Consider the following 21,054-nt stretch of genomic DNA (forward strand, 5'->3'; position numbering starts at 1 on the left):
TTTTACTAGAAATGGAAAACATTAAGACAACACACAACTGATATGATCTAAAGAAGAACCATAATCAAAACTAAAATCTATATGTACTAAATCTCCAGCTTTTACTTCTTGAGTATTGGTAGTTTTTAATACAGTTGGAGGCATTAGACTATCAGTTCCAGTAAAATTAGCACCTTCAGTAACTTCTACATAGGATTCTAGGTATAATGCGTTTACCGTTCCCGAAAATAAAACAGGAACAGAAAAACTTAGTTTAACTCCTTGTTTTTTCTCTTTTAATAATTCGATTTCATTTACCAAAAACTGTTGTGTTAAAAACATCGGTTGATGTCTGGTAAAATTAACAGGGTAATGATGTATGTTTTTATCAATTTCAGCTTCGCAAAGTCTGGCAAAGTTTACAATTCGGTTTGGGAATAATTTTCCGCCAGGTTTTAAAAATTCACGCATATGCTGAAAAATCTGTACCTGAAATTCATTAGCACAATAAATACTCATTAATTCACCAACTACAAAGTCTACTTTTTCTGGTAAATCTACAGTGAGGGCATCTGCATAGATCACTTCTACTTTATCGGCCCAAGGATATTTGGAAATTTCTTCATTGATAAAAGGAATGAGATCTGGATTATTTTCGATCAGATATGCTTTTTTTACATAAGGCATGTATAATTTGGTAAGAGGCAAAGTTCCAACGCCAATTTCACAAACAGTAGCATCTTTAAAATTATCGTTGAGCTGAAAAGCCTTATGAAAAGCATCTACACGTTGTTTATCTGTTTCCATAATCTTATAGTAGATTTCAGGGAAACCAAAATGAGATTCATCAAATGTCTGCGCTGTTAGTAAGCTATATTTTAGCGCATCATAATTGTCAACTACTTCCTCGAATAATTTGTCTTTCATCGTTGTATTGATTGTTTTGAGTAAATATAGTAATTAAACAAATGGGCGTAATAGATAAAAATAAAAGGCCGAAAAAAAATAAAAATAAGGGGGTAGGGTATTTCTTATGTAGTACGTTTTATAGATAACGACAACTGATATAAATGAACAAAAACTACGCTGTAAGATGATCAAAACTACTAATAAACCGGCTCTTATTAGCATTTTAGAATCTATGTTATTGATTGCATTTATACTGATAGGAATAGCAAGTTTTTCTCAGCAATCTAATAACTCGTATATTTTTGGTCACAGTTTAGTAAATCATAGTGCTGATCAAGCGACTCAAAACAGAAGCAATATACCGGATTGGATGTATTTGCTTGCTCAACAAGCAGGTAACCAATATACAGTAGACGGTCAGTTTAATTTTTTACCACTACAACAGTTGCCACCAATATTTCAATGGGGGTTTATAGATGCGCCTAATACCAGAACCAATGAATCTAACGATGATTTTGGAAGTTGGAATTATGATAACGTAATTGTTACACTAGCTAACTTTATTCAGCAAACCTCCACACCTTCAGAAAATGCCTTTTGTGATCCACAATATATAGAAGATTGTAATGAAGATCCTAATGCGTTAAGTTCTGTAGAGGCAGTTTTGCGAATTTTAGATTATGCCAGAACAGAAGAAACAGGAATTCATTTCTATATTTATGAAAACTGGCCAGAGTTTAACGGGACATTTCCTCCAAATTCTCAAGCACAGGAAGATCAAGAGTTTGGAGCTTTTTATGATTATACTCGTGGAGATTTTCATGATTGGTGGATTACGCTCCAAGATGAGGTTTTAGCATTAAGGCCAGATGCTGAAGTGAAATTAATTCCTACTGGACCAATTTTAGCAGATCTATTTTCAGATCAAGGAATATTATCAGATATTTCGGCAACTACACTTTACGAAGATTCGGCGCCACATGGGTATCCGGTACTGTATTTTCTGGCAGCATTGGTACATTATTCTGTAATATATGGAGAACGACCACCAGCTAATTTTCAGTTTCCGGATGCGGCATTAACTAGTCCCATTCAAATTCCTGATACAGTAAAAAATAATTATAATGTGATAGTAGACTTTATTTGGAACAGTCTTCAGAACTACACATTTGATAATGGCGATAGTAGAGTTTTTTTAGAAAATCAAACCCTATCGATAGAAGATATATCAACAAATACTCAAAAACCTATACTATATCCGAATCCCGGAAATGGTGTTTTTAATCTAGAACTTCCACAGACTACAATTTTCCCGGTTGAAGTAAAGATTGTAAATACCATTGGTCAAGTAATTGACGAAATTTCCATAACTGATCATCAATCGACAAATTTTAATTTAGATAAAAAAGGGACGTTTTTTCTAAAGATTATTGGTGATCAGTATTCGGATATCGTGAAAATAATTGCCAGATAAATGGTGATAGATAAAAAATCCTGCTAAGCTCATTGAATTAAGTTTGTGTTAGACGCTATTTTATTTGGGAAATAGTTATTTTCAATGAGCTCTAGCAAGATAATAGAATGTTCTATGCGTTTTTAAATTATATGTATTGTATTGATTTTTGATGATTTAACTACAACCCAGGTCGGCTTTCGATGCAGGATCACTATTTGGAAAGCAATTTCCAGAATTTACCTGATCTGGATCATATCTAGATAAATTAGGATCTCTTAAACTATTTTCAATAAACAATACAAGATTATCTATTTCGGTTTTGTTTAGTTTAATATCGCCAAACTGTGGAGCTAGATTTGCTGTTGTAACTTCAGAACTTTGAGGAACACCAGCAATTTTATATTCTATGACCTCTCTAACAGATGTAAAAGTTCCTCCGTGACCATAAAAACCACCATTGTCAACTAAATTGTATAGTGTAGGAGTTTTAAATTTATATTCGTCTGCCGCTACTTTGGTAAATCCACCTCTTCCTTTCTTTACATTTTCGAATCCAACAGGATCTAAAACAACAGCATCGCTAGAATTTTCAAAATCACCCATTCCGAAGGCATAGAAATTCTTGTCATTTAAAGCGGGTCCTGTATGACATTCATAACACTTCCCTTTGTTAAAAAAGACTTTTGCACCTTTCTTTTCAGGAATGGATAAAGCTTCATAGTTACCTTGTAACCATAATTGCCAAGGAGATTGATTTGATAATATGGTTCTTTCATAGGCAGCAATAGCTAAGGCTGCTGTTTGTGTAGTATACCTTTCGGAAACAGGAAGACTTGGAAAAGCATCATCAAACATCTGTTGGTATCCAAAACTAGATACAAAATTGCCATCAACTAATAATCGATGTACTCCTTGTCCTTTAATCGCTTGTACTTCTACACCTTCAAATCCTATAAAGTTTTCAGGAATGTTGGTCCAATTCGCTTCTGTACCCAGATTGGTACCTGATCCTCCGAATTGACCATTCCACAACATGATATCCTGATACGCTGCATTTAATACTGTTGGAGAACGAATTGGTTGAATATCCGCATCACTTACTGCGATGCCAGGATTAAAAACACGTGCTTCACCACTAGTACCAAAACCTACACCAGCTTCACCAATTCCTTGTCTGATTCCTGCTCCAAAACCAGCTGCTGAATGATGGCAAGAGGCGCATGAATACGTAAATAAGTTAGATGCAGTCGTTGGGTTTCCTCCAGTTGCAGTTTCATGGAAAAGAAGCTTTCCTAAAGCTACCTTTTCATCTGTAATTGGATTTAATGGATCCTGAGGTATCATGCTATACTGGTCACTTTGTGGTAGCATAAAAAATGAAGCACCAATACCTCCTGTAATAATCTCAAGTGTATCTAAAATTTGCATGTCTAAACCGCTTGCAGGAGGTCCAGATTTAGAATATAAATTTTGATCTTCATTCGAGTTTAATGGAATGTACTCGTCTTGCTCACATGCCAATAGAGTGGAAATAAGGGCAAAAAAAAGTATTTTTTTCATAAGTTAAATTTAATAGTAGGTAATAATGTTAATAATAAAGTATTAAGGAACTTTATACACGAGTCCTACGGAAAATCCAGAGGCTCGATCATAATTCTTTCCACTCATATTGGTAGTGTATCCTGTAGAAACTCCAATACTCTGTTTATATACAGGGACATAGAGGTCAAAATAAAAGTTAGTGTAATCAACTTCAGTTTCTGGTAGTGCGGCCGCACCACCTGCTTCAGCAAACTCAGGAGTACCGATATCGAGGCCATCCAAAGAATTTTGTGTTCCTATTTTTGCATGAGCGTAAAACCATTTATTATAATATCCCAGTTTCGCACTAAAAAGAGTGGCATTTGGGATTTCAAAATCACCATTGTTACGCAAGCTGTACGCTGCTTGCAATTCTACAAACAGATTTCTGGAAGCATTGATTTGTACAAATCCACATCCATCAATCGCAGTAGCTCCGTTTCCCAATGATAGAATTCCAGCTTCTTCATATCCTCCTACGGGAACGGATACACCTGCGGCGGCGCCGAAAGCAATTTTCGATACGTTGTTAATTTGAGCATCTAAAACTCGGGCTTTAAAAAACATACTTAAGTCTTGTACTCCGCTTACCTGATCCGTCTGCGAAACAGGATCTAAAACACCTGTTTCATTTTGCATAGAGATGTAAGGAAGAGTGACTGTGGTTGAGAGCCAATCCAGAATTCCATATTCTCCATAGACACTGACTACAGAAGAGCTGATCTCTCCCATATTCATTGGGGTCGTTTCCGTTTGCGTATTTCCCATAAAAAAATTGTCATAGCTTTTGTACGAATATGATGAAGCTACTGTAAACTCGTTCTTTTGTGGAAAAAAACCATTGATGATTGTTTGTGCTGTTAATGAAGAAAAAGAAGTTAAGCAGAGTATAAATAGTGAGGTTTTAAGGGTAATAATGTTATTCATAATAGAGGGTAATTTAGTTTTAAAAGTATATCAATTTAGTATTGATAACTACTCATGGTTTTTTGCTAAAGCATACAAGCATAGCGTAAGGTTAGTTCATGATAGTTCTGGCAAAATATTTTTGAGGCAATTTTGGCTAATTATTACTAGTTATAGGGGTTTTCTCGTGATTTTTATTCAAATTCCAATCGTAGGTAACATATTTTTTCTTCATGTTTTTGTCGATGGTAGTTGTAGAATATTCGTTTATAAAATCGATAACATCTATATTGTTACTGATAAAATCATCTTCATACCATTCGAATAATTGAGAAATTCTAACTGTCTGAGAGTTAATCTGATTTCTCTGAGGGTCGTTGATGAACTCTCTTGTTCTTTCATCAAGTGCGTACTCAATATTCTCACTAGTATATGCTCTGTTCCATAGTCTTGGAGAGGACATAGATCCACAATTTAGTAAAAAGTGAATTCTAGGATCTCCAAATTTTCTTAAGATCTTATGTTCGATATCATCTAAACTATAGCGCACATTATTCGATTTGAAAACTTTTCTTTTCCAAGGATCTTCTAATTGATTGATGGATGTGATAGGATATTCATCAATAATCATTTTCATCACCGTTGCATTATATACATTTAGCCAATAAGCTAATTTTTCTTCTTTACTCCAGTGATTTTCGGGAGAAACATTTTGTAAGTATCTAAAATACTTATAAAATACTATGACATCATTTGTAACTCCATCGTAGTCTACTAAACCATCTTCTGTAACATTAAGAACTAGGATTTGGTCCCAAGGAGAATGGTCGACAGTTTCCTGGGAATTGATTTGGAACGATACTAAATAAAATAAAATTAGTAATAGGGATTTTGGGATCTTCATTTTGTTAGTTTTTTTGGGGTTATTTACATTTTTTTCAACGTTAGGAAGGACTAAATTAACAAAAAAACGGACGTAATACATTCATGCAACTTTGTGACAGAAATGATAATAATATAATTCTTACATAAGTTGAAATTAACTTGTAACTTCTTTACTGTTAAACCTTTTAGTGATTTACGGTCAAGATTAATTTCTGAATAGTGTTTTGTTCTTTCACAAAATTGGGTTCAGATATGCAAAAATGACTTTAAAATTTAAGTGAACTATTATGATCAAAATTCCCGTTAATATTGATGCTAGAATTGAATTTAAGGATGCCTAAAAAGGAAGATTATTTAGAATTTTTCATGACGATTTTTTAAGTGTAGAATTGCTTATATTTAATAAAATACAAGTAAGAAAACATCATTTTTGAAGTGAAAAAGAAGAAAAATGATTAAAATTAGTGAACCTTACAAAAAAACAACACTTTAACATAAAATTAACATTTTATTACGGTTTTCAAGTATCAAAATATTCTTTTTTATCGTTTGGAGAATGGCTTTGTAAGCGATGATAATGAGGGAAAACATCAAGATAAATGTATCTTGATGTTGTGAAGAGTTTTTTTTTTGAATTATGAAAATATTATGATGTATCGCATCTTTTTTGTAAGAATTGATTTCTAGAATGTTATCTGTTTATCATTTTTTCTTTAACTAGAGACCATTGTAAAATTTTTGCAATATTTTTCGCATCATCAACACCTCTATGATGGGTTCCTTCTAAGGGAATATCAAGAATACCTAAAGCTCCTTTCATACCAACTTTTTTTCGTAACCCTCTGGTTTTTTGGAAAAGGTCCTTTACATTTATGTGGTTTTGCGATAAAGGGTATTCGATATCACGAAATTTACATTGCTTTTTCATCATATTTAGATCGTATAGCCCATAGCTAGCCCATGTAAATTGATGTCCTTGGTACTCGGTCCTTACAATTTCACATGCTTCGGCAAAAGAAATACCTTCTCGATCCAGTAAATCCTGAGTAATTGTTGTTAGTTCCGTGCAAAACGGACTTACTTCTGATTTTTCTGGTTTTACCAGGATTCCTCGATTTTTGGTAACCCCTCCAGTTTGCATATCTAGTAAGCAAATACCAATTTCTATTATTTCATTGGTTTGTCCTGGAGGTATCTTACCGTTCCAGCAGGTTGCTTCTAGATCTATAATTATTATTGTGTTTTTGTTTTCCATTTTATTTATTTTTTACCTCACAAATCCCAAAGACCTGTGAGGTTGTAGTTATTTAATTTTTTGGAATTGTTACCAATTCTTCTCTATCTAAAGGATCGATTCCTTTATCTAGTAGTTTGATTGCTGATTGAACTGCCCAACACTTATCACTAGAGTGTATATTAGAGTACAATCCTAATAAATAGGTAGGTTCTACAATCTTCCAACCTTTTACAGTGCGATGAGGGATCTCAGATTTTACGAAAAAATCAATGGTAATTCGTATGGATTTTTCATTTTCAGTGATTACCGTTTTTTCGTAGCGTCTAAAATTTTCATCGCTTGGTAAATGATCATAGCGCGTCCATACTTTTTGAAATCCATTCTCCAATAATATACACATGACACTGGCTACATCTTTCGGATCAATAAAGAGGTCAATATCTTTATGATCATGTGCATGTTTATATTCTGTATGACCTTCTGGAGAGAGAAAATGCCAGGCCCACCCACCTGATAGAATTACTAAATCTTTTAGAAGTTCTAACGCTTCTAATGCATATTTGATTCTATAGGATGGCCATACTTCTCCATATCTTTTTTTATTATGCGGTGCTCCCATGGTTTTTTGTTTTTTTGTCATCCCAGTACAGACTGGGATCCATTGTTGTATGATAAAACAATTCACTAAATGGATTCCAGCCTGCATTTCGACAAGCTCAATGTAACAGACTGGAATGACATGTTTGTATAATTAGTTACTTTTCTTCTTCGACTTTTTAGAAGAATTCTTAGTTTTTTTGGCTTTTTTCTTGTTGTTACTTTTCTTCCTCGGCATTTTATCTTTAATCCTTTTTTCATCACCTTCTACATCACTAATAAAGTAGTTGTTATATGCATATATCTTAGCAGTTTTTAATACTTTAAGAGCTGCTTTGTACTCTTGTTTTTGCTCTAAAAGAATTCCCTTTTTTAGATATAACACCGCTTTATCTGTTCCTTTAATGGTTAAAGCAAAGTCGATTAACTTTTCAGCTTCATCATAGTCTTCGTTCCAAAGTAATACATTGATATATTTTGGATACACATCTAACGCATACATATCTGCAGCTAATGCTTGCTGATAATATTCCTTTGCTTCTTCGTAATTTCTTAGATTCTCTGCATAGATCTGACCCATTAGACATAACGCTATTGGATTTTTGTCATCATATGATAGTGCATAGTTCAAAGATTCTACCGCTTCTTCCAGATTGTATGGATAAGCATCTAATGCCTGAAATAAATATTTGTCTAGTAAATTGCTCATGACGTTAGTATTTTAATTCGTTGCGCAAATCGTTTTTTAATTGTTGACGATTTGAGGCGTACGATTGTTTTTTCTTTATTTTCTTAAAATCAGTTCCCTTAAACTTTCTAACAGGATTACCACGTGCTACATTCAAATGATTTTCCCATTGATCGCATAGCGACTTTTGTATGTTTTGGAGTTGACTTTGGTATACTTTTTCTTTTAATCTTTCGATTGCTATTTTTTTATTTTGATGTTGTGATCTGCTGTCCATTACCACTACTTGATCTCCTGTTGGGTGATAGGTAGCTCTTACGGCAGAATTCACCTTGTTTACATTTTGGCCACCAGGACCTGAACTGCGCATGGTTTGAAAAGAGATTTCTTGTGCTTTAATACTTAGCTGTTCTACCTGTTTGATCTCGTACATTCCTATAAACCAGTTTTTACGTTTATGATATTTTCGAAATGTTGAGGTTCCTATCCATTGAATAGTACCCAACCATGTAGAGAGAAAAGTATCAATTTCTTTTCCTTTTAATTGCACTGTTGCCGATTGTACAGTACCATTTTGACTTCCTTTTTCTCTATGTAGTACTATATACTTATATGCATTAGCTTTTATTTCTTCTAAAAAAAGTTTTAAGACTTGTGCAACTACCCAGCAACATTCTGAAGGTCCTCTTCCAGCCGTTATTTGAATTATTTTAGTTTTCATTTTTATTTTCTTTTTGCGTTAAGGATAAAGCGGTTACCCCACAGGTTGTGTGCCCTGAGGTCCTCGAAGGGCAAACAATCAAGGAGTATGAGCGAAAGCCTGACCCCGAAAAGTATGCATCGGGGTAACGCCCAAATCACTTTACTTATCCATTCGTACAATTTTAGGAGTAAAGGTTCCTACAACTTCTACAAGCTCTTGCTGGTTTGCCATTACTTTGGTAATATCCTTGTACGCCATTGGAGCTTCATCAATTCCTCCACCAATTAGGGTAACATCATTTGCTTTTAGCTCTTTTTTGATGTCACTTTTGGTAAATTTCTCTTTACACTTTCTTCTGGAATGTAATCTTCCGGCTCCATGAGAAGCAGACTGCAAGCTCTCTGGATTTCCAAGTCCACGAACAATAAACCCTGGTGCTACCATAGATCCAGGAATGATTCCTAACTCACCTTTGGCGGCAGGAGTAGCTCCTTTTCGATGTACAATACATTCTTCGCCGTTTACCTCTTGCTTCCAGGCAAAGTTGTGATGATTCTCAATTTTGGCTACAGGTCTTGCTCCCAATAATTTTCCAATTCTGGCATGAATATTATCATGGCATGCTTGCGCATAGTCACCTGCAAGGTTCATTGCTAACCAATATTCTTGTCCATCATGCGTATCCAAATCCAACCATGCTAATTGCTGTACATGTTTTGGTAATGGACATTGCTTGGTAGCTAAATAGGTATAGTGCTTTGCAATATTGGCTCCTAGTCCTCTGGAACCACTATGTGATAACACACCTATATAAGAACCGATTGCTAATCCCCATTGATTATTAGGATCTGAGATATCTACTGCTCCAAATTCTACAAAGTGATTTCCTCCGCCAGAAGTTCCCAATTGTTTATAAGCTTTGTCTTTTAATCTTTTTACTAACGGAATATCTTTAAATTCCGATCGCTCAAAGATCTCGTGATCATGCTTTACTTTATGGGTTTCATACATTCCGAATTTTGTATGTTCGGAAAGGATGTTTTCTAGCTGATGCTTTTTTCCTTTTAGATAAGAAGTTGCTATTGGATAAATAGTTAAACACATTCTACATCCAATGTCTACTCCAACTCCATACGGAATCACTGCATTTTTGGTGGCTAACACACCACCAATAGGTAAACCATAACCACTATGTGCATCTGGCATCAATGCTCCAGCAACCGAAACCGGTAACTTTAGTGCATCAAACAATTGATATTTTGCTTGATCCTCGATTTCATTCTCACCATAGATCTGGAATGGAGCTCTCGTGGTTTTCAACGCATGCTTTTTTACCTCAACAGGTTTTAGCAAACTTTCTGCAATTTTACCCCAAATCCCGTCACCTTGATATGCTTCTGGATTTAGTAATACTTTTTTTGCTTCTTGTAATATTTGTTCTTTCTTTACTCTTTTTTGATATCGATTAATCTGACCCAATGTCACATTAATACTATTGTTTTTTGGAAAGCCTAATTTGATTAAGTCTTTTCCGCTTAATTTCTTTCCCATGATATTTCTTCGTTTATAATGTCCTGGATATTATATTTTTTAAGATCTCTTAGTTTGCTATTCGTTTGTAGCTTTTCTTTTCTAAGTTTTGGTGTTTGCCAATGATCTTTCCAGTTATATTGTTTTTGTACTTCTTCGAAGTATCCGTGTTTTAACAACTTCTGTTCTAACAAAGCGTCTTCACTTTCTAGTTTAGGATCAATCCGTTTACTATGGGTTACATAAGCTCTTGTAAATTTGATCTTATAGCTGCCTTTGGGGAGATTTACATAAAATCGAAGCCTTACTTTTTTTTCCTTTGTATAGTATCGAAACGGTACACACATTCGCTGTGCGCCATCACTAAGCTTATTAAAGGATCTTCTGCTAATGGTTGGTAAATCTTTATGGATTAAATACCTCGATATTTCCTCGTACCATTTACTTTCAGCTTCTTCTTTTGTTCTTCCCCAAAAGGATTTTACAAGCTTTTCGTGCAGTTCAATGATATATTCTTGGTTTTTATATTTTTCGACCTGTTTGGTAATGACTGATTCTTTGAACCATCCATGTCTTATAGGTTTCTCTAATTTTATATATCCAAGATTTCGTTGTGCTGCCCAAATTTTGCGTTGTCTCCTTTTGATGCTTCGAACTTCTTTTTGCCTTTGGCCTTTGATATGTGCCGGTCTCATTAAACATATTGTTTCGTTTGTAATAGTTTTACAAATGATTCCAGCTTATCTTCTGATACCTGAAATCCTAACTGTTTTGGCTATAAAATTTCATGTGAATTATTTTTAAAAGTTTGTTCTTAATGTTTTATGTTCGGAACATTTCAATAACATTCTTATAAAACTTGAGTACGCTTGGTGAAGCAACCCAGATTAGAAAGTCTAGTAAAAAAGAAGTTTTATGAAAATAAAAGTCCGAAACTTTTGTTGGCTTCGGACTTTATAAGAAACTGTTGTATGCAGTTTATGAGTTATAGAAGTCCCGAAGCATATGCATAAAAGAACCTTGTTCTCTTAGTGCATCTGTGTGTAAATCTCTAAAGGTCATTATACTTCGGTTATTAATAGTTATTAATTTTTTGTCTTTACACTTCGACTCCCGATAGCTATCGGGACAGTGCGACATTTGTTATTGCTTTATTGCGGTGCAAATATGAAATCTATTTTTTAATTACGCAAATAAAATTTCAATTTAATTAATTGATTTTTAGGTATTTATGATTATTTTTGAGCAAAGAAAATCCTGTCTGTCTTTCGACAAATATCTAATCAGCTGAGAATCTTTTTACTATCGTTCAAATAACTTTGTATCTGATTGCAATTTTTTTAGAATAAAAACATAAAAAAAGCGTCCAATTTGTTTTGGACGCTTAAAAGAAATATAATCATTCTAGTTTTTTATCTATGCTTTCTATTCGAAAACGACTTTACAGCGTCCTTTTTTATGTATTGAAAATGGATTCATAGATGTTAAACTTGATTTTTTGGTTCTTACTTCAGCTGCAAATATGGGATTATTTTAAAGAGAAATCCAAATTTGAGCACTAATTCATTTTAATTCTCAATAAGATGTATAGCTAAATCAACATAAAATAACAGAAGTATTTTGAACTAAAAAACAAATTTCTTCGTTAAAAATTATCATCGTAGCTACTGCTATGCTTCAAATTTTTGTCTCGAACTTTGCTTTTGATCTCCAAAATCTTTTACGCCATTTTATATTAATTTAGCTATGTCGTTTTTAGAAACTGTATGTAAGTCCTATTTGGGCTCTCCAACGGGAGTTTTGTAAGTCTATATTCCAAGGCTCCTCATCTGGATCAACGTTAAATTGATATTGTGGTTGTTCATTCTCAATACCCACAAAGTTGAGTAAACTAAAACTAGAATTTACCACATTAGGAACGAAAACTAAACGCCCCCAATCTCGATTGATGAAGTTTAGTACATTCAACATATCTAGTGATAATGAGATCGTATGTCCATTTTTTAGCTGTTTGCCATATTGTAACTTCATATCCAGTTCATGATTCCAAGGAGTTTTTGCACCATTTCTCTCTACATAATTACCTCTTCTACTTCTCAAATAAGAATTGTTTTCTATATAACTATTTAATCGCTGCCACTGTTCATTTGCAGAAGTAGTTACGATACCATTACTGTCAACTATATCTACCAATTGTATTTCAGATTGATTTCTTGGTACATATACTAGATCATTTCTAGAAGAACCATCTCGATTAGGATCGCCTTGATACACAAAAGAATATGGGCTTCCGGATCGACCATTATACAAAAATGAAACCCCTAAAGAATTTGTTTGTCCAAAATTCACTTCATAAGAATGTGTAGAAATAATTTTATGTCTTAAATCGAAATTAGAAAAAGAGATTGCTGGCTCATTCCCAAAAATAGCCTGATTCCATTCAAAATTAGCCGCAGGAGAACTTCTTACGGTACTGGAGATATCCTTACTTTTACCATAAGTATATCCTACACTTCCTCTGTAATTTCCTATGGTTTTAGTAATGTTTGCGGTAATATTATAACGATACCCTTTATCTGTATTGGTTAGTAAAAATACGTTGGTGAAATTAGGGTTGATTTTGATGTCCTCGCCCGTTTGCAAAAAGTAAGGGCGATTATCGGCACCCGCAAAATTTCCAAGTTCATTTCTTCTATTAATAGATTGAAAAAATAATCCATTTAATATTTCAGTATAAGTTCCTTCTAGGTTCAATGTCCATTGATGACGTAATTTAGCTTCAAAAGCTAGGTTTGTTTTCCATTCTCTAGGTAATGTAAAGTCATTATCAATTAAATTAATTTCGGTAAGATTTGGTTGTACACTTCGTAAATCTGCTAGATTTTCTGTAAGAGGAGTTGGATCTGTTGGGCGTACATCAATATTAAAGTATTCCGTTCCCGAAATATATTCTACATAGGCAAACCATAAGTATGGAATTCTACCAGAAAATAATCCCGTACCTCCACGCACTTTATAGTTGTTGTAAGCATCTAATGCATAATTAAACCCTATTCTTGGATTAAACTGTGGAGCATTAGAGATTTTATTATCAAACCGACTAAATTCTGATGTATTTTGGACTTCTTGGCTGATAGGTAAGTCACTTGGTAAAAACTGAGCATCGAGTCGAATACCAGCAGTAACAGAAAACCGATTGTTTATTCTAAATTGATCTTGTATGTATAATGCAGTTTCTATAACAGATACGGTTGCTGATGGTCTACTGGTAACGAAATCAAAATTATTATTGTTGATGTTATAGACACCTCGCACGCGACTTGGGCGATCATCTAGAAAATCTTGCACAGAGCGATATTCCCAACGTCCGTTCCATGCCGATAAAAATCCGTAATTCACGTCATGAAATTGAGCCAATCCACCAGCTGTGATAGTATGTTTTTGCGAAGTGTATGATATTTTATCGGCTAATTGCAAGGTAGAAAAATCAGTATTATACACGGAAGCTTCTCGATAGGTTCCAGCAAATATGCGATTACTAGAGTTAGAAGCAATCTGTATATGTGGAAATACGCGACCGTCAAAATCTCGGTCTTCTTTTACTGTATTATATCCTAATGTCAGTTGGTTTGTGATTCCATTGTTGAAATTTGACTTTAATTCTAACGCTAAACTATTGGCAATGCTATTATGTCGATAGCCTTGGTTTCCAAAATTAAAAATAGATGAACTCCATTCTAAATTATCTGCAAAACTGTTTACGTAGTTATTGCGCAAGGTAAGTTTATGCTGATCAGATATATTATAATCTAATCGTGCAAATATTTTAGTACTTGCAGTTTTAATCGAAGCATCTGTAAAAGAACCAGGATCATAATTATAAGTTGAGATTAGACGATCAGCAATTAATTCTACGTCTTCGGATGAGATATTAGACGTAGCACTTCCAGGAGCATTTAATACCGGATTATCAGAAAGTGCTTGCTCTATATTTATGTAATAGAATAATTTATCTTTTATTATAGGACCACCAATTCCACCACCAAACTGTACATCATAAAAATTGGAGCTTTCCTGTCTGATTCCATCTGCATAATTTCCCAATAGAATTTGATTGTTTCCATATCCATAAACCTCTGCTTTGGTAGTGTTTGTTCCATTTTTGGTTACCAAATTGATACTGGCACCACTAAAATTTCCAATGCTCACATCAAATGGTGTAAGTTTTACCGATAATTCTTTAACTGCACCCAATCCGATGGGTTGTGTTCTAGAGAGACTTCCTGGAGTTCCGTTGGCAGAAGATCCTGCAGCTCCACTTGCAGGTTCCTGAAAACCTATCACATCATTGTTGGCGATACCATCGATATTAAGATTGTTAAAACGATTACTAGCACCACCAAAGGAATTAAGATTGTTTTCCGTGAGGTTTTTGGTAAGATCCTGAATGCTTCTATTGATAGTTGGAGTTGTTCTAAGCTCTCGTTTTCCAAGCAAAGTTTCATTACCATTTTTTTGATTTTTAGATGAACCAGTGATGACTACTGTTTCTAAGGACACACTGTCTTCTGACATGACAAAGTTTTTGATGGTGGTGTTTCCCAGTTGAATCGTAACATTTTCTTCAACAATTGTTTGAAACCCTACAAATGAGATTTGTATGCGATAAGTATTAGAAGGTGATAGGTTGGTAATATTATAAAAGCCATTTTCTTCAGAAATCGTTCCGTATTTGTAATTGGTTGCAACATCAATACATTGCACTGTTGCAAAAGGTATAGGGTTGTTTTTAGTATCGGTAAGTGTACCTTGAAGTGTTCCAGTAGTTTCCTGAGAAACAACTGTATTTGATATAATACTAATAAAAAGAACTTTAAAAAAGAATTTCATTCGTCTATGTGTATTGTTTTATAGCTCATTTCATACATGAAAATATACTTGAGCTTGCTATTTATCTCTAAAGAGTATATGGATACAAGACATCTAAAAAGAATCTAAACACACTTGTACACCATATTGATCTTAGGAAAATATGATTGGTTTTTAACTGAATATGAAGAAACGTACTTGATATAGGATTGTATCCTTTATGTACTATGTGGAGAGATAAGGAGAGCCTTTGTTAAAATGTGCTCCTAAAATTATTGAGGATACGAGAAGTTGTGTTGTACGAATTACTTTTTCTTCTTTTTGAAGTAAGCTTTGTAATATTCTTCGTAATTCTTTTAATAAAAACGGTAGCGTTTTGTATATATTTAAAACATCCGAAAAGTGATCAAGATCATATAAAAAATCTAGTTGATAAAAGGATTTGTTTTTGGAATCCAAATAGCTATATAGATCTTTTCTTACTTCAGAGGTATTCCAGGAAAGCTTGGTAAATTCTGTTTTATCAAAGGATTCTTTATGAATTCCTAGAAGGTAGAAACCTCCATCAAAAGAAGGACCGATGGCAGATTGTCCGCTTTCTAAGGTTTCAACTGCCTTTAGTAAATGTGCTTTCCCCAAATTAGGAGTATCATTTCCTAAAGTAATTACCGCATCATACCCTTTTTTATAAATATCTTCAATCGCATTCGAAAAGCGTTCTCCAAAACTAGTTCCAAATTGTTGATTTTCGTTGTAAAGGAAATAATCTAATCCTGTTTTCTTAGCTACAGCAATGGTTTGTGAGGTAAGATCTGTTTGGATGGAGTTATTTGCCAGAAAAGGCTTTCTCTTCATTTCTTCTTCTTGCGAAAGTGCAAAAATCAGAATTGCAATATTTCTTTTTTTATAAATCAAAAAAAAGTGTTTTAAGATAGTTGTTGGCGTCCTTAGTCAAGATAAAGAAATAAAGCTTACAAAAGAAATAGGTTTTTTTATTATGGATTTTCTACAAAGTTCCCTCAACCATACAAATGATTCCCTAAATGAAAAGATCTTCTCCCTCGATTGATATTGAAGGTTAATCTCTTAGCAGATACTTTTGAATAAAAACACTTATGAAAGCATACTCAATTATTGTATCAGTTTTTAGTATTTGTATTCTATTATTTGGTTTCACTGCGGTTGAAGTCTCGCAAGACCAAAAGACCATAGATAATTCTGGTAATGAACAAGTGACAGATCAAATTAGAATTGGTGAAGGAACAACCGTTCAGAACCTTACGTTATTTATGATTACAGGGAATGAAAAAATATCAGGTAATGTTTACAAGACATTATCCGAAGCAATGGATACTAAAGAAGTGATGGTAAAAGAAACGGGAAGTGTAAATCAATTATTACTAGATAATAACAGTGATGATTATATATTTATTCACTCAGGAGATATCGTAAAAGGAGGAAAACAAGATCGAACCATTAGTTATGACGTAATTATTCCACCAAACTCTAAGGATGTGGCATTACAAAGTTTTTGTGTAGAACAAGGTAGATGGAGGCAACGCGGTAATGAAACACTTTCTTCTTTTGGTTCCAATACAAAAATGTTATCATCTAGAGAATTAAAGCTGGCAGCAAGGCATGAAAAAAACCAAAGTATGGTATGGGGGAAAGTATCAGAACAGCAAGATCGTTTAAACAAGAACCTTTCTAGAAAAAATGGAAAAGCAATAAATGTAGCTAATGAAGAATCGCAAACAAGCTTACAGTTAGCATTAGAGAGCAAAGAATTAGCTACAGCAAAAGAAGAATACTACAATAAACTTAAAGATCTTATAGATATGAATAATGCTATGGGATATGCCTACGCAATTAATGGAGAAGTTTACGGAGTAGAGCTCTATAATAATCATAAGCTTTTTAAAAGTTTGTGGGGTAAAATATTAGAATCTGTTATTGTTGAGGCTATTAGCGAACAAAAAGATGCTGATCTAGCATCTTGCACAAAAGTAGATGTTCAAACTTTTATGAATGCAGTTAAAAATCAAAGTAATGAGGTTGTTAAAAATATCAACAAGACAACTAATTTTAAAACAGTAGAGGATAAAATAGGGAATATTGTTTTTATCACAGAAGATATGGATGAGAAAAGATGGGTTCATAAAAGTTATATGAAAAACGAAAAAACAATGGTATCTGAGTATAAAAACAAAAGCCTTCCTAATATGAGGGTGCAACAGCGTCACCGTTAATTTTTGATAAGTACTTATTATGCTGATTTAATAAGAAGCGTTTTATTTGGAGAAGATGGTTTGAAATTATGTTAAAGCAATAGTCAAAATGAAACTTTTACAAAATTCATCGCAACCATTTGGATAAAATTTCATCTATAGAAAAACATAAATCCTTACTCATGCAACGTATTTTACTTCTATTACTAATTATAATTACAATCTTGAGTTGTTCTAACGATGATGATAACAATATAACTCCTACTAACTGTGATATGACAACCTTGATCAGTGCTACGGAATTTGAAAATGGACCTTCTGATCCGGTTTCGATTAATAGTATATCTATAACAGACAATTGTTTGAAAATTAATTTTGGAGCATCTGGTTGTGATGGAGATACCTGGCAACTAAATTTAATAGATTCTGGTATTGTTTTAGAATCTGATCCACCACAAAGAAATCTAAGATTGTCTTTAAGAAATGAAGAAGCTTGTTTAGCTTTTATTACACAAGAGTTAGATTTTGATATTTCTAATCTACAGGTAGAAGGGAACCAATTGATATTAAATGTTGCTAATTTTGATGAAAGCGTCTCATACGAATATTAGAGTGAAAAAAGACATCATTCGGAGTAGTCTGTCTATGACAGATTGTGCTGAAGATTAGTAAAATTGTATAATCAAGCGTTGGTGATAGTGATGCTATAAGAACTACGATGTATGTGTTCTCTTTCTAAGTGCTGAATACCTTCTTTTTCGATAATGTTTTGCGTTGTAGAAATTACATCAGCATATCCTAACCAAGGTTCGATACATACATAAGGAGCTTTAGGTTTTGCCCAGATACCAAGATCTGGGAAATCTTTAAAATCCATAGAAAGTATAGCTCCTTTTTCTTTATGAATAAGCGTAGCTTTATTTGCTTGAATATCCTTAAAAATCAGCGCATCCTTATCAAAAATAGTATCGGTAAGCCAGATTTTATGGTCTTTAACCACAGATATCGTTTCATCGCTAATTAATCCATCAGAGGTAAGCACAAAGCAATCTGTATTTTTAGTTTGTTCTAATTCGATAAAGTAATCCTCGTAGTTTTCTGAATGATTTATAGGGCAGTTAAATGCTGGATGACCACCAATAGAAAAGTACATAGTTTTTGTGTCTGTATTTTCTATGGTATGCGAAACGATCAATTGATTCTCTGCAAGTTCATAACTAATAGTAAATGTAAATTGAAAAGGATATTTTACTAAAGTTTCTTCTGATGAGGATAGTGTAAATGATACTTTAGTTTCCGAGTTTTGAATTCCCTTTATGGCTTCATTATATCTAATAAAACCATGCTTGGGCAACCTGTATTGTTGATCTTGATAATGATACGTTCCATTCTTTAATCCGCCTACAATTGGGAACAACACAGGAGCTTGACTGGCCCAAATAGTTGGATCTCCTTGCCATAGGTATTCTTTGTTATCTTTTTTAGTAATGATACTAGAGAGTTCTGCTCCAACAGAATTGATAGAAACGGTTAGTCGGTCATTCTGGATGGTAAAAATCATACAATAGTTTTAAGCTGGCACTTGGTTTTTACAAAGGTAAGTAAACCAACTTCTATAAATTACTTGTCTATAAAAAAGGTTCTAAGAACCCAATAAGTTTTGTTCCTTTATGATTCCATCGGATGCCATGACCACTAGCAACTCGGATTTCATATACATATTCGTGTTGATAATGGTAAAAGATATTCCACCAGGTTTTATTTTCTATGATCTCCAGAATTCGGTTTTTTACTTGTTCTTCTTTTTGAGCTGGATTTCCTTTCATCGTTCCCCAGAAATTGTCATCGGATCTTCCGATATGTTTTTCCCAAGCTCTGGTAGCTATACAGATTTGATGATTAAAAGGAGTGAAACAACTAGCTAATAATGTTTCTTTTACTGGTGGAATCGCTGCTGAATTTTGTAATGTGGCTGAGGTGCATCGTTGACCAATTAGCAATAAAAGATACTCGAAAGGAGTATTTTCGATTGTTGTTGCCCAATCTTGGGGAGTCGCATCTTTTTTGGAAACAATCGTTTTAAAATTTTCGAATGCTTGGGATAGTGGAGGAGTGGTTTCTTCTTCGAAATGAGGAAGTGGTAATGTGTCAGGCACACCATACTTGTGCCATTTCTGAAGTGTATTTGCGAAAACCTGTAAATGTTCTTCTTCGAAAAAAGCAGCATACGTTTTCTTCCAGGATTCTGAAAGGAAAGGTATGCTGTTTTGTAAGATAGGATATAAATACATCGTATTAATTAGGTTTTTTTTTGACTTATTTTTTCCAAAATTGAAACCATTTTTTATCAGTTTTAGTCTTATTTAATTTATGAGATGCAGTATTGTGTTCAATTACTTTCCTGTTTTTTTTATAAGTTTTATCAAAATCTTGCTCAAGGTTTAAAAGCAGATCAGTATCGATATCAAAACTATAAGTATTGATGTATTTTTTAGCATACGTTTTTATGTATTTAATAAGCTTCTCAACTGAATAAGAACCATATCCTGATTCAATCAATCCTAATTCATTGCTGAAAAGATAAAATTGCATTAAGGTTTTATATTCATAATCATATTTTATATTCAACTCTGCTATCTTGTTAACAAAATTAAATATTATATCGGGGTTATCAGTTTCAATTAATTTTAAGCAATAATTTCTAATCGAATAACCCAAGTATTTTTTAGTATCCCAGGATTGACGAATTAGATCTTCTAGTTCTTTTTTCCAGTTCTTATTCCTGTAATTAATGGTTATTACATTTTTAATAAAATTGTTGGATTTTATTTGATCAACATAAAAGTCTTGATAGATGATACTTTCAAATTCATCAATTGTAATCTTGTCTACAAGTACTTCGGATATGGTTAGTTCAAGCTCTTTTATTTCCAATTTTTTTTCTTTTATAGACCTGTCAGGTTTTTAAAACCTGACAGGTCTTATCTTTAAAATTTTACAACAAACTTTTGATAAGCCGAAACTTAATACAGAGTTCCTTTTTTGTTGCCATTTTTTATTTCTTCAGATTGTTAAAAGATCTCACTAAAAGATCATAAAAACTGTCTAGATCGTTGTTTCGTTTCACTAGACTTTTGAAAGAATTATAGTGCTCTTTATGTATTACTTTTCCATTATCGATTTTCACTAATCTTGGATAACTTTTGTTTTGAAGTCCTTTGATTAAGCGTCTTTCTAATAATCCTTTAACACGATTATTATTGACTTTTATATGTTTTAAACCATCAAGATCTTGAGTGACTTTAGATAGATCAAGATTATTATAATCTGCATAAATTAGATAGATCTGTCCATCATATTTTTTCAAGTAAACTTTTAATTTTATATGGTTTGTTAAACTCCTAAAGATTAAATACACAAAGAACACTATAGCTAATGGTATTAGTAATAACATTATGATTATAATGATCGGTATTACTAAAATTA

19 protein-coding genes are annotated in these 21,054 nt (G+C 33.3%); 3 read left to right on the top strand and 16 right to left on the bottom strand.

Features of this window, described 5'->3' with window-relative positions; translation table 11 throughout:
• Nucleotides 1-21: 21 nt before the first annotated feature.
• Complete coding sequence (locus Q1B37_RS10805; protein WP_299898560.1) at nucleotides 22-906, bottom strand: rRNA adenine N-6-methyltransferase family protein; 885 nt, start codon at nucleotides 904-906, stop codon at nucleotides 22-24.
• A 166-nt stretch (nucleotides 907-1,072) separates the two neighbouring features.
• Between Q1B37_RS10805 and Q1B37_RS10810 the strand changes: the two genes are divergently transcribed.
• The gene (locus Q1B37_RS10810; protein ID WP_299898562.1) at nucleotides 1,073-2,362 is read left to right on the top strand and encodes a T9SS type A sorting domain-containing protein; all 1,290 of its coding nucleotides are present in this window, start codon (nucleotides 1,073-1,075) and stop codon (nucleotides 2,360-2,362) included.
• Nucleotides 2,363-2,518: 156 nt separating this feature from the next.
• Here the strand turns inward: Q1B37_RS10810 and Q1B37_RS10815 are convergent, their stop codons facing one another.
• From Q1B37_RS10815 to Q1B37_RS10865, 11 genes are all read right to left on the bottom strand, one after another.
• Nucleotides 2,519-3,904: a cytochrome c peroxidase gene (locus tag Q1B37_RS10815; protein WP_299898563.1), complete on the bottom strand. Its 1,386-nt coding sequence runs from the start codon at nucleotides 3,902-3,904 to the stop codon at nucleotides 2,519-2,521.
• 42 nt (nucleotides 3,905-3,946) lie between these two features.
• Nucleotides 3,947-4,852 carry a hypothetical protein gene (locus Q1B37_RS10820; RefSeq protein ID WP_299898565.1) on the bottom strand — a complete coding sequence of 302 codons (906 nt, stop codon included), beginning with the start codon at nucleotides 4,850-4,852 and terminating at the stop codon, nucleotides 3,947-3,949.
• Nucleotides 4,853-4,988: 136 nt separating this feature from the next.
• Nucleotides 4,989-5,735, bottom strand: coding sequence for a DUF547 domain-containing protein (locus Q1B37_RS10825; RefSeq protein ID WP_299898567.1), 747 nt, complete (start codon nucleotides 5,733-5,735; stop codon nucleotides 4,989-4,991).
• A gap of 672 nt (nucleotides 5,736-6,407) precedes the next feature.
• Nucleotides 6,408-6,971, bottom strand: coding sequence for a 3'-5' exonuclease (locus Q1B37_RS10830; protein ID WP_299898569.1), 564 nt, complete (start codon nucleotides 6,969-6,971; stop codon nucleotides 6,408-6,410).
• A 52-nt stretch (nucleotides 6,972-7,023) separates the two neighbouring features.
• Nucleotides 7,024-7,659: a hypothetical protein gene (locus Q1B37_RS10835; RefSeq protein WP_299898570.1), complete on the bottom strand. Its 636-nt coding sequence runs from the start codon at nucleotides 7,657-7,659 to the stop codon at nucleotides 7,024-7,026.
• 45 nt (nucleotides 7,660-7,704) lie between these two features.
• A complete protein-coding gene (locus Q1B37_RS10840) occupies nucleotides 7,705-8,259 on the bottom strand; it encodes a tetratricopeptide repeat protein (RefSeq protein ID WP_299898572.1) in 555 nt (184 codons plus the stop codon).
• A 4-nt stretch (nucleotides 8,260-8,263) separates the two neighbouring features.
• The gene (gene prfH, locus Q1B37_RS10845) at nucleotides 8,264-8,959 is read right to left on the bottom strand and encodes a peptide chain release factor H (protein WP_299898574.1); all 696 of its coding nucleotides are present in this window, start codon (nucleotides 8,957-8,959) and stop codon (nucleotides 8,264-8,266) included.
• A gap of 141 nt (nucleotides 8,960-9,100) precedes the next feature.
• Nucleotides 9,101-10,492 carry an RtcB family protein gene (locus tag Q1B37_RS10850; protein ID WP_299898576.1) on the bottom strand — a complete coding sequence of 464 codons (1,392 nt, stop codon included), beginning with the start codon at nucleotides 10,490-10,492 and terminating at the stop codon, nucleotides 9,101-9,103.
• Complete coding sequence (locus Q1B37_RS10855; RefSeq protein WP_299898577.1) at nucleotides 10,477-11,166, bottom strand: hypothetical protein; 690 nt, start codon at nucleotides 11,164-11,166, stop codon at nucleotides 10,477-10,479. The genes Q1B37_RS10850 and Q1B37_RS10855 overlap by 16 nt, the downstream gene beginning before the upstream one ends.
• A gap of 1,060 nt (nucleotides 11,167-12,226) precedes the next feature.
• Entirely contained in the window at nucleotides 12,227-15,361 is a 3,135-nt protein-coding gene (locus tag Q1B37_RS10860; protein WP_299898579.1) for a carboxypeptidase regulatory-like domain-containing protein, read from the bottom strand.
• A 204-nt stretch (nucleotides 15,362-15,565) separates the two neighbouring features.
• Nucleotides 15,566-16,255 (bottom strand): DUF2064 domain-containing protein, encoded by a 690-nt coding sequence (locus Q1B37_RS10865; RefSeq protein WP_299898581.1) that lies wholly within the window; start codon nucleotides 16,253-16,255, stop codon nucleotides 15,566-15,568.
• 200 nt (nucleotides 16,256-16,455) lie between these two features.
• Between Q1B37_RS10865 and Q1B37_RS10870 the strand changes: the two genes are divergently transcribed.
• Entirely contained in the window at nucleotides 16,456-17,589 is a 1,134-nt protein-coding gene (locus tag Q1B37_RS10870; RefSeq protein ID WP_299898583.1) for a DUF6569 family protein, read from the top strand.
• A gap of 161 nt (nucleotides 17,590-17,750) precedes the next feature.
• On the top strand, nucleotides 17,751-18,179 hold the full coding sequence (locus Q1B37_RS10875) for a hypothetical protein (protein ID WP_299898585.1): 429 nt from the start codon (nucleotides 17,751-17,753) through the stop codon (nucleotides 18,177-18,179).
• A gap of 71 nt (nucleotides 18,180-18,250) precedes the next feature.
• On the opposite strand, the gene Q1B37_RS10880 is transcribed toward Q1B37_RS10875, so the two are convergent.
• The 4 genes from Q1B37_RS10880 to Q1B37_RS10895 all read right to left on the bottom strand — a co-directional run bounded on the left by Q1B37_RS10880 (nucleotide 18,251) and on the right by Q1B37_RS10895 (nucleotide 20,935).
• On the bottom strand, nucleotides 18,251-19,129 hold the full coding sequence (locus Q1B37_RS10880; protein ID WP_299898587.1) for an aldose 1-epimerase family protein: 879 nt from the start codon (nucleotides 19,127-19,129) through the stop codon (nucleotides 18,251-18,253).
• 67 nt (nucleotides 19,130-19,196) lie between these two features.
• Nucleotides 19,197-19,859, bottom strand: coding sequence for a hypothetical protein (locus Q1B37_RS10885; RefSeq protein WP_299898588.1), 663 nt, complete (start codon nucleotides 19,857-19,859; stop codon nucleotides 19,197-19,199).
• Between the two features lie 25 nt (nucleotides 19,860-19,884).
• On the bottom strand, nucleotides 19,885-20,502 hold the full coding sequence (locus tag Q1B37_RS10890; protein WP_299898590.1) for a hypothetical protein: 618 nt from the start codon (nucleotides 20,500-20,502) through the stop codon (nucleotides 19,885-19,887).
• Nucleotides 20,503-20,623: 121 nt separating this feature from the next.
• On the bottom strand, nucleotides 20,624-20,935 hold the full coding sequence (locus Q1B37_RS10895; protein WP_299898591.1) for a hypothetical protein: 312 nt from the start codon (nucleotides 20,933-20,935) through the stop codon (nucleotides 20,624-20,626).
• Nucleotides 20,936-21,054 lie beyond the last annotated feature (119 nt).

Origin of the sequence: uncultured Aquimarina sp., from assembly GCF_947492965.1 — a bacterium.
Classification (GTDB): domain Bacteria; phylum Bacteroidota; class Bacteroidia; order Flavobacteriales; family Flavobacteriaceae; genus Aquimarina.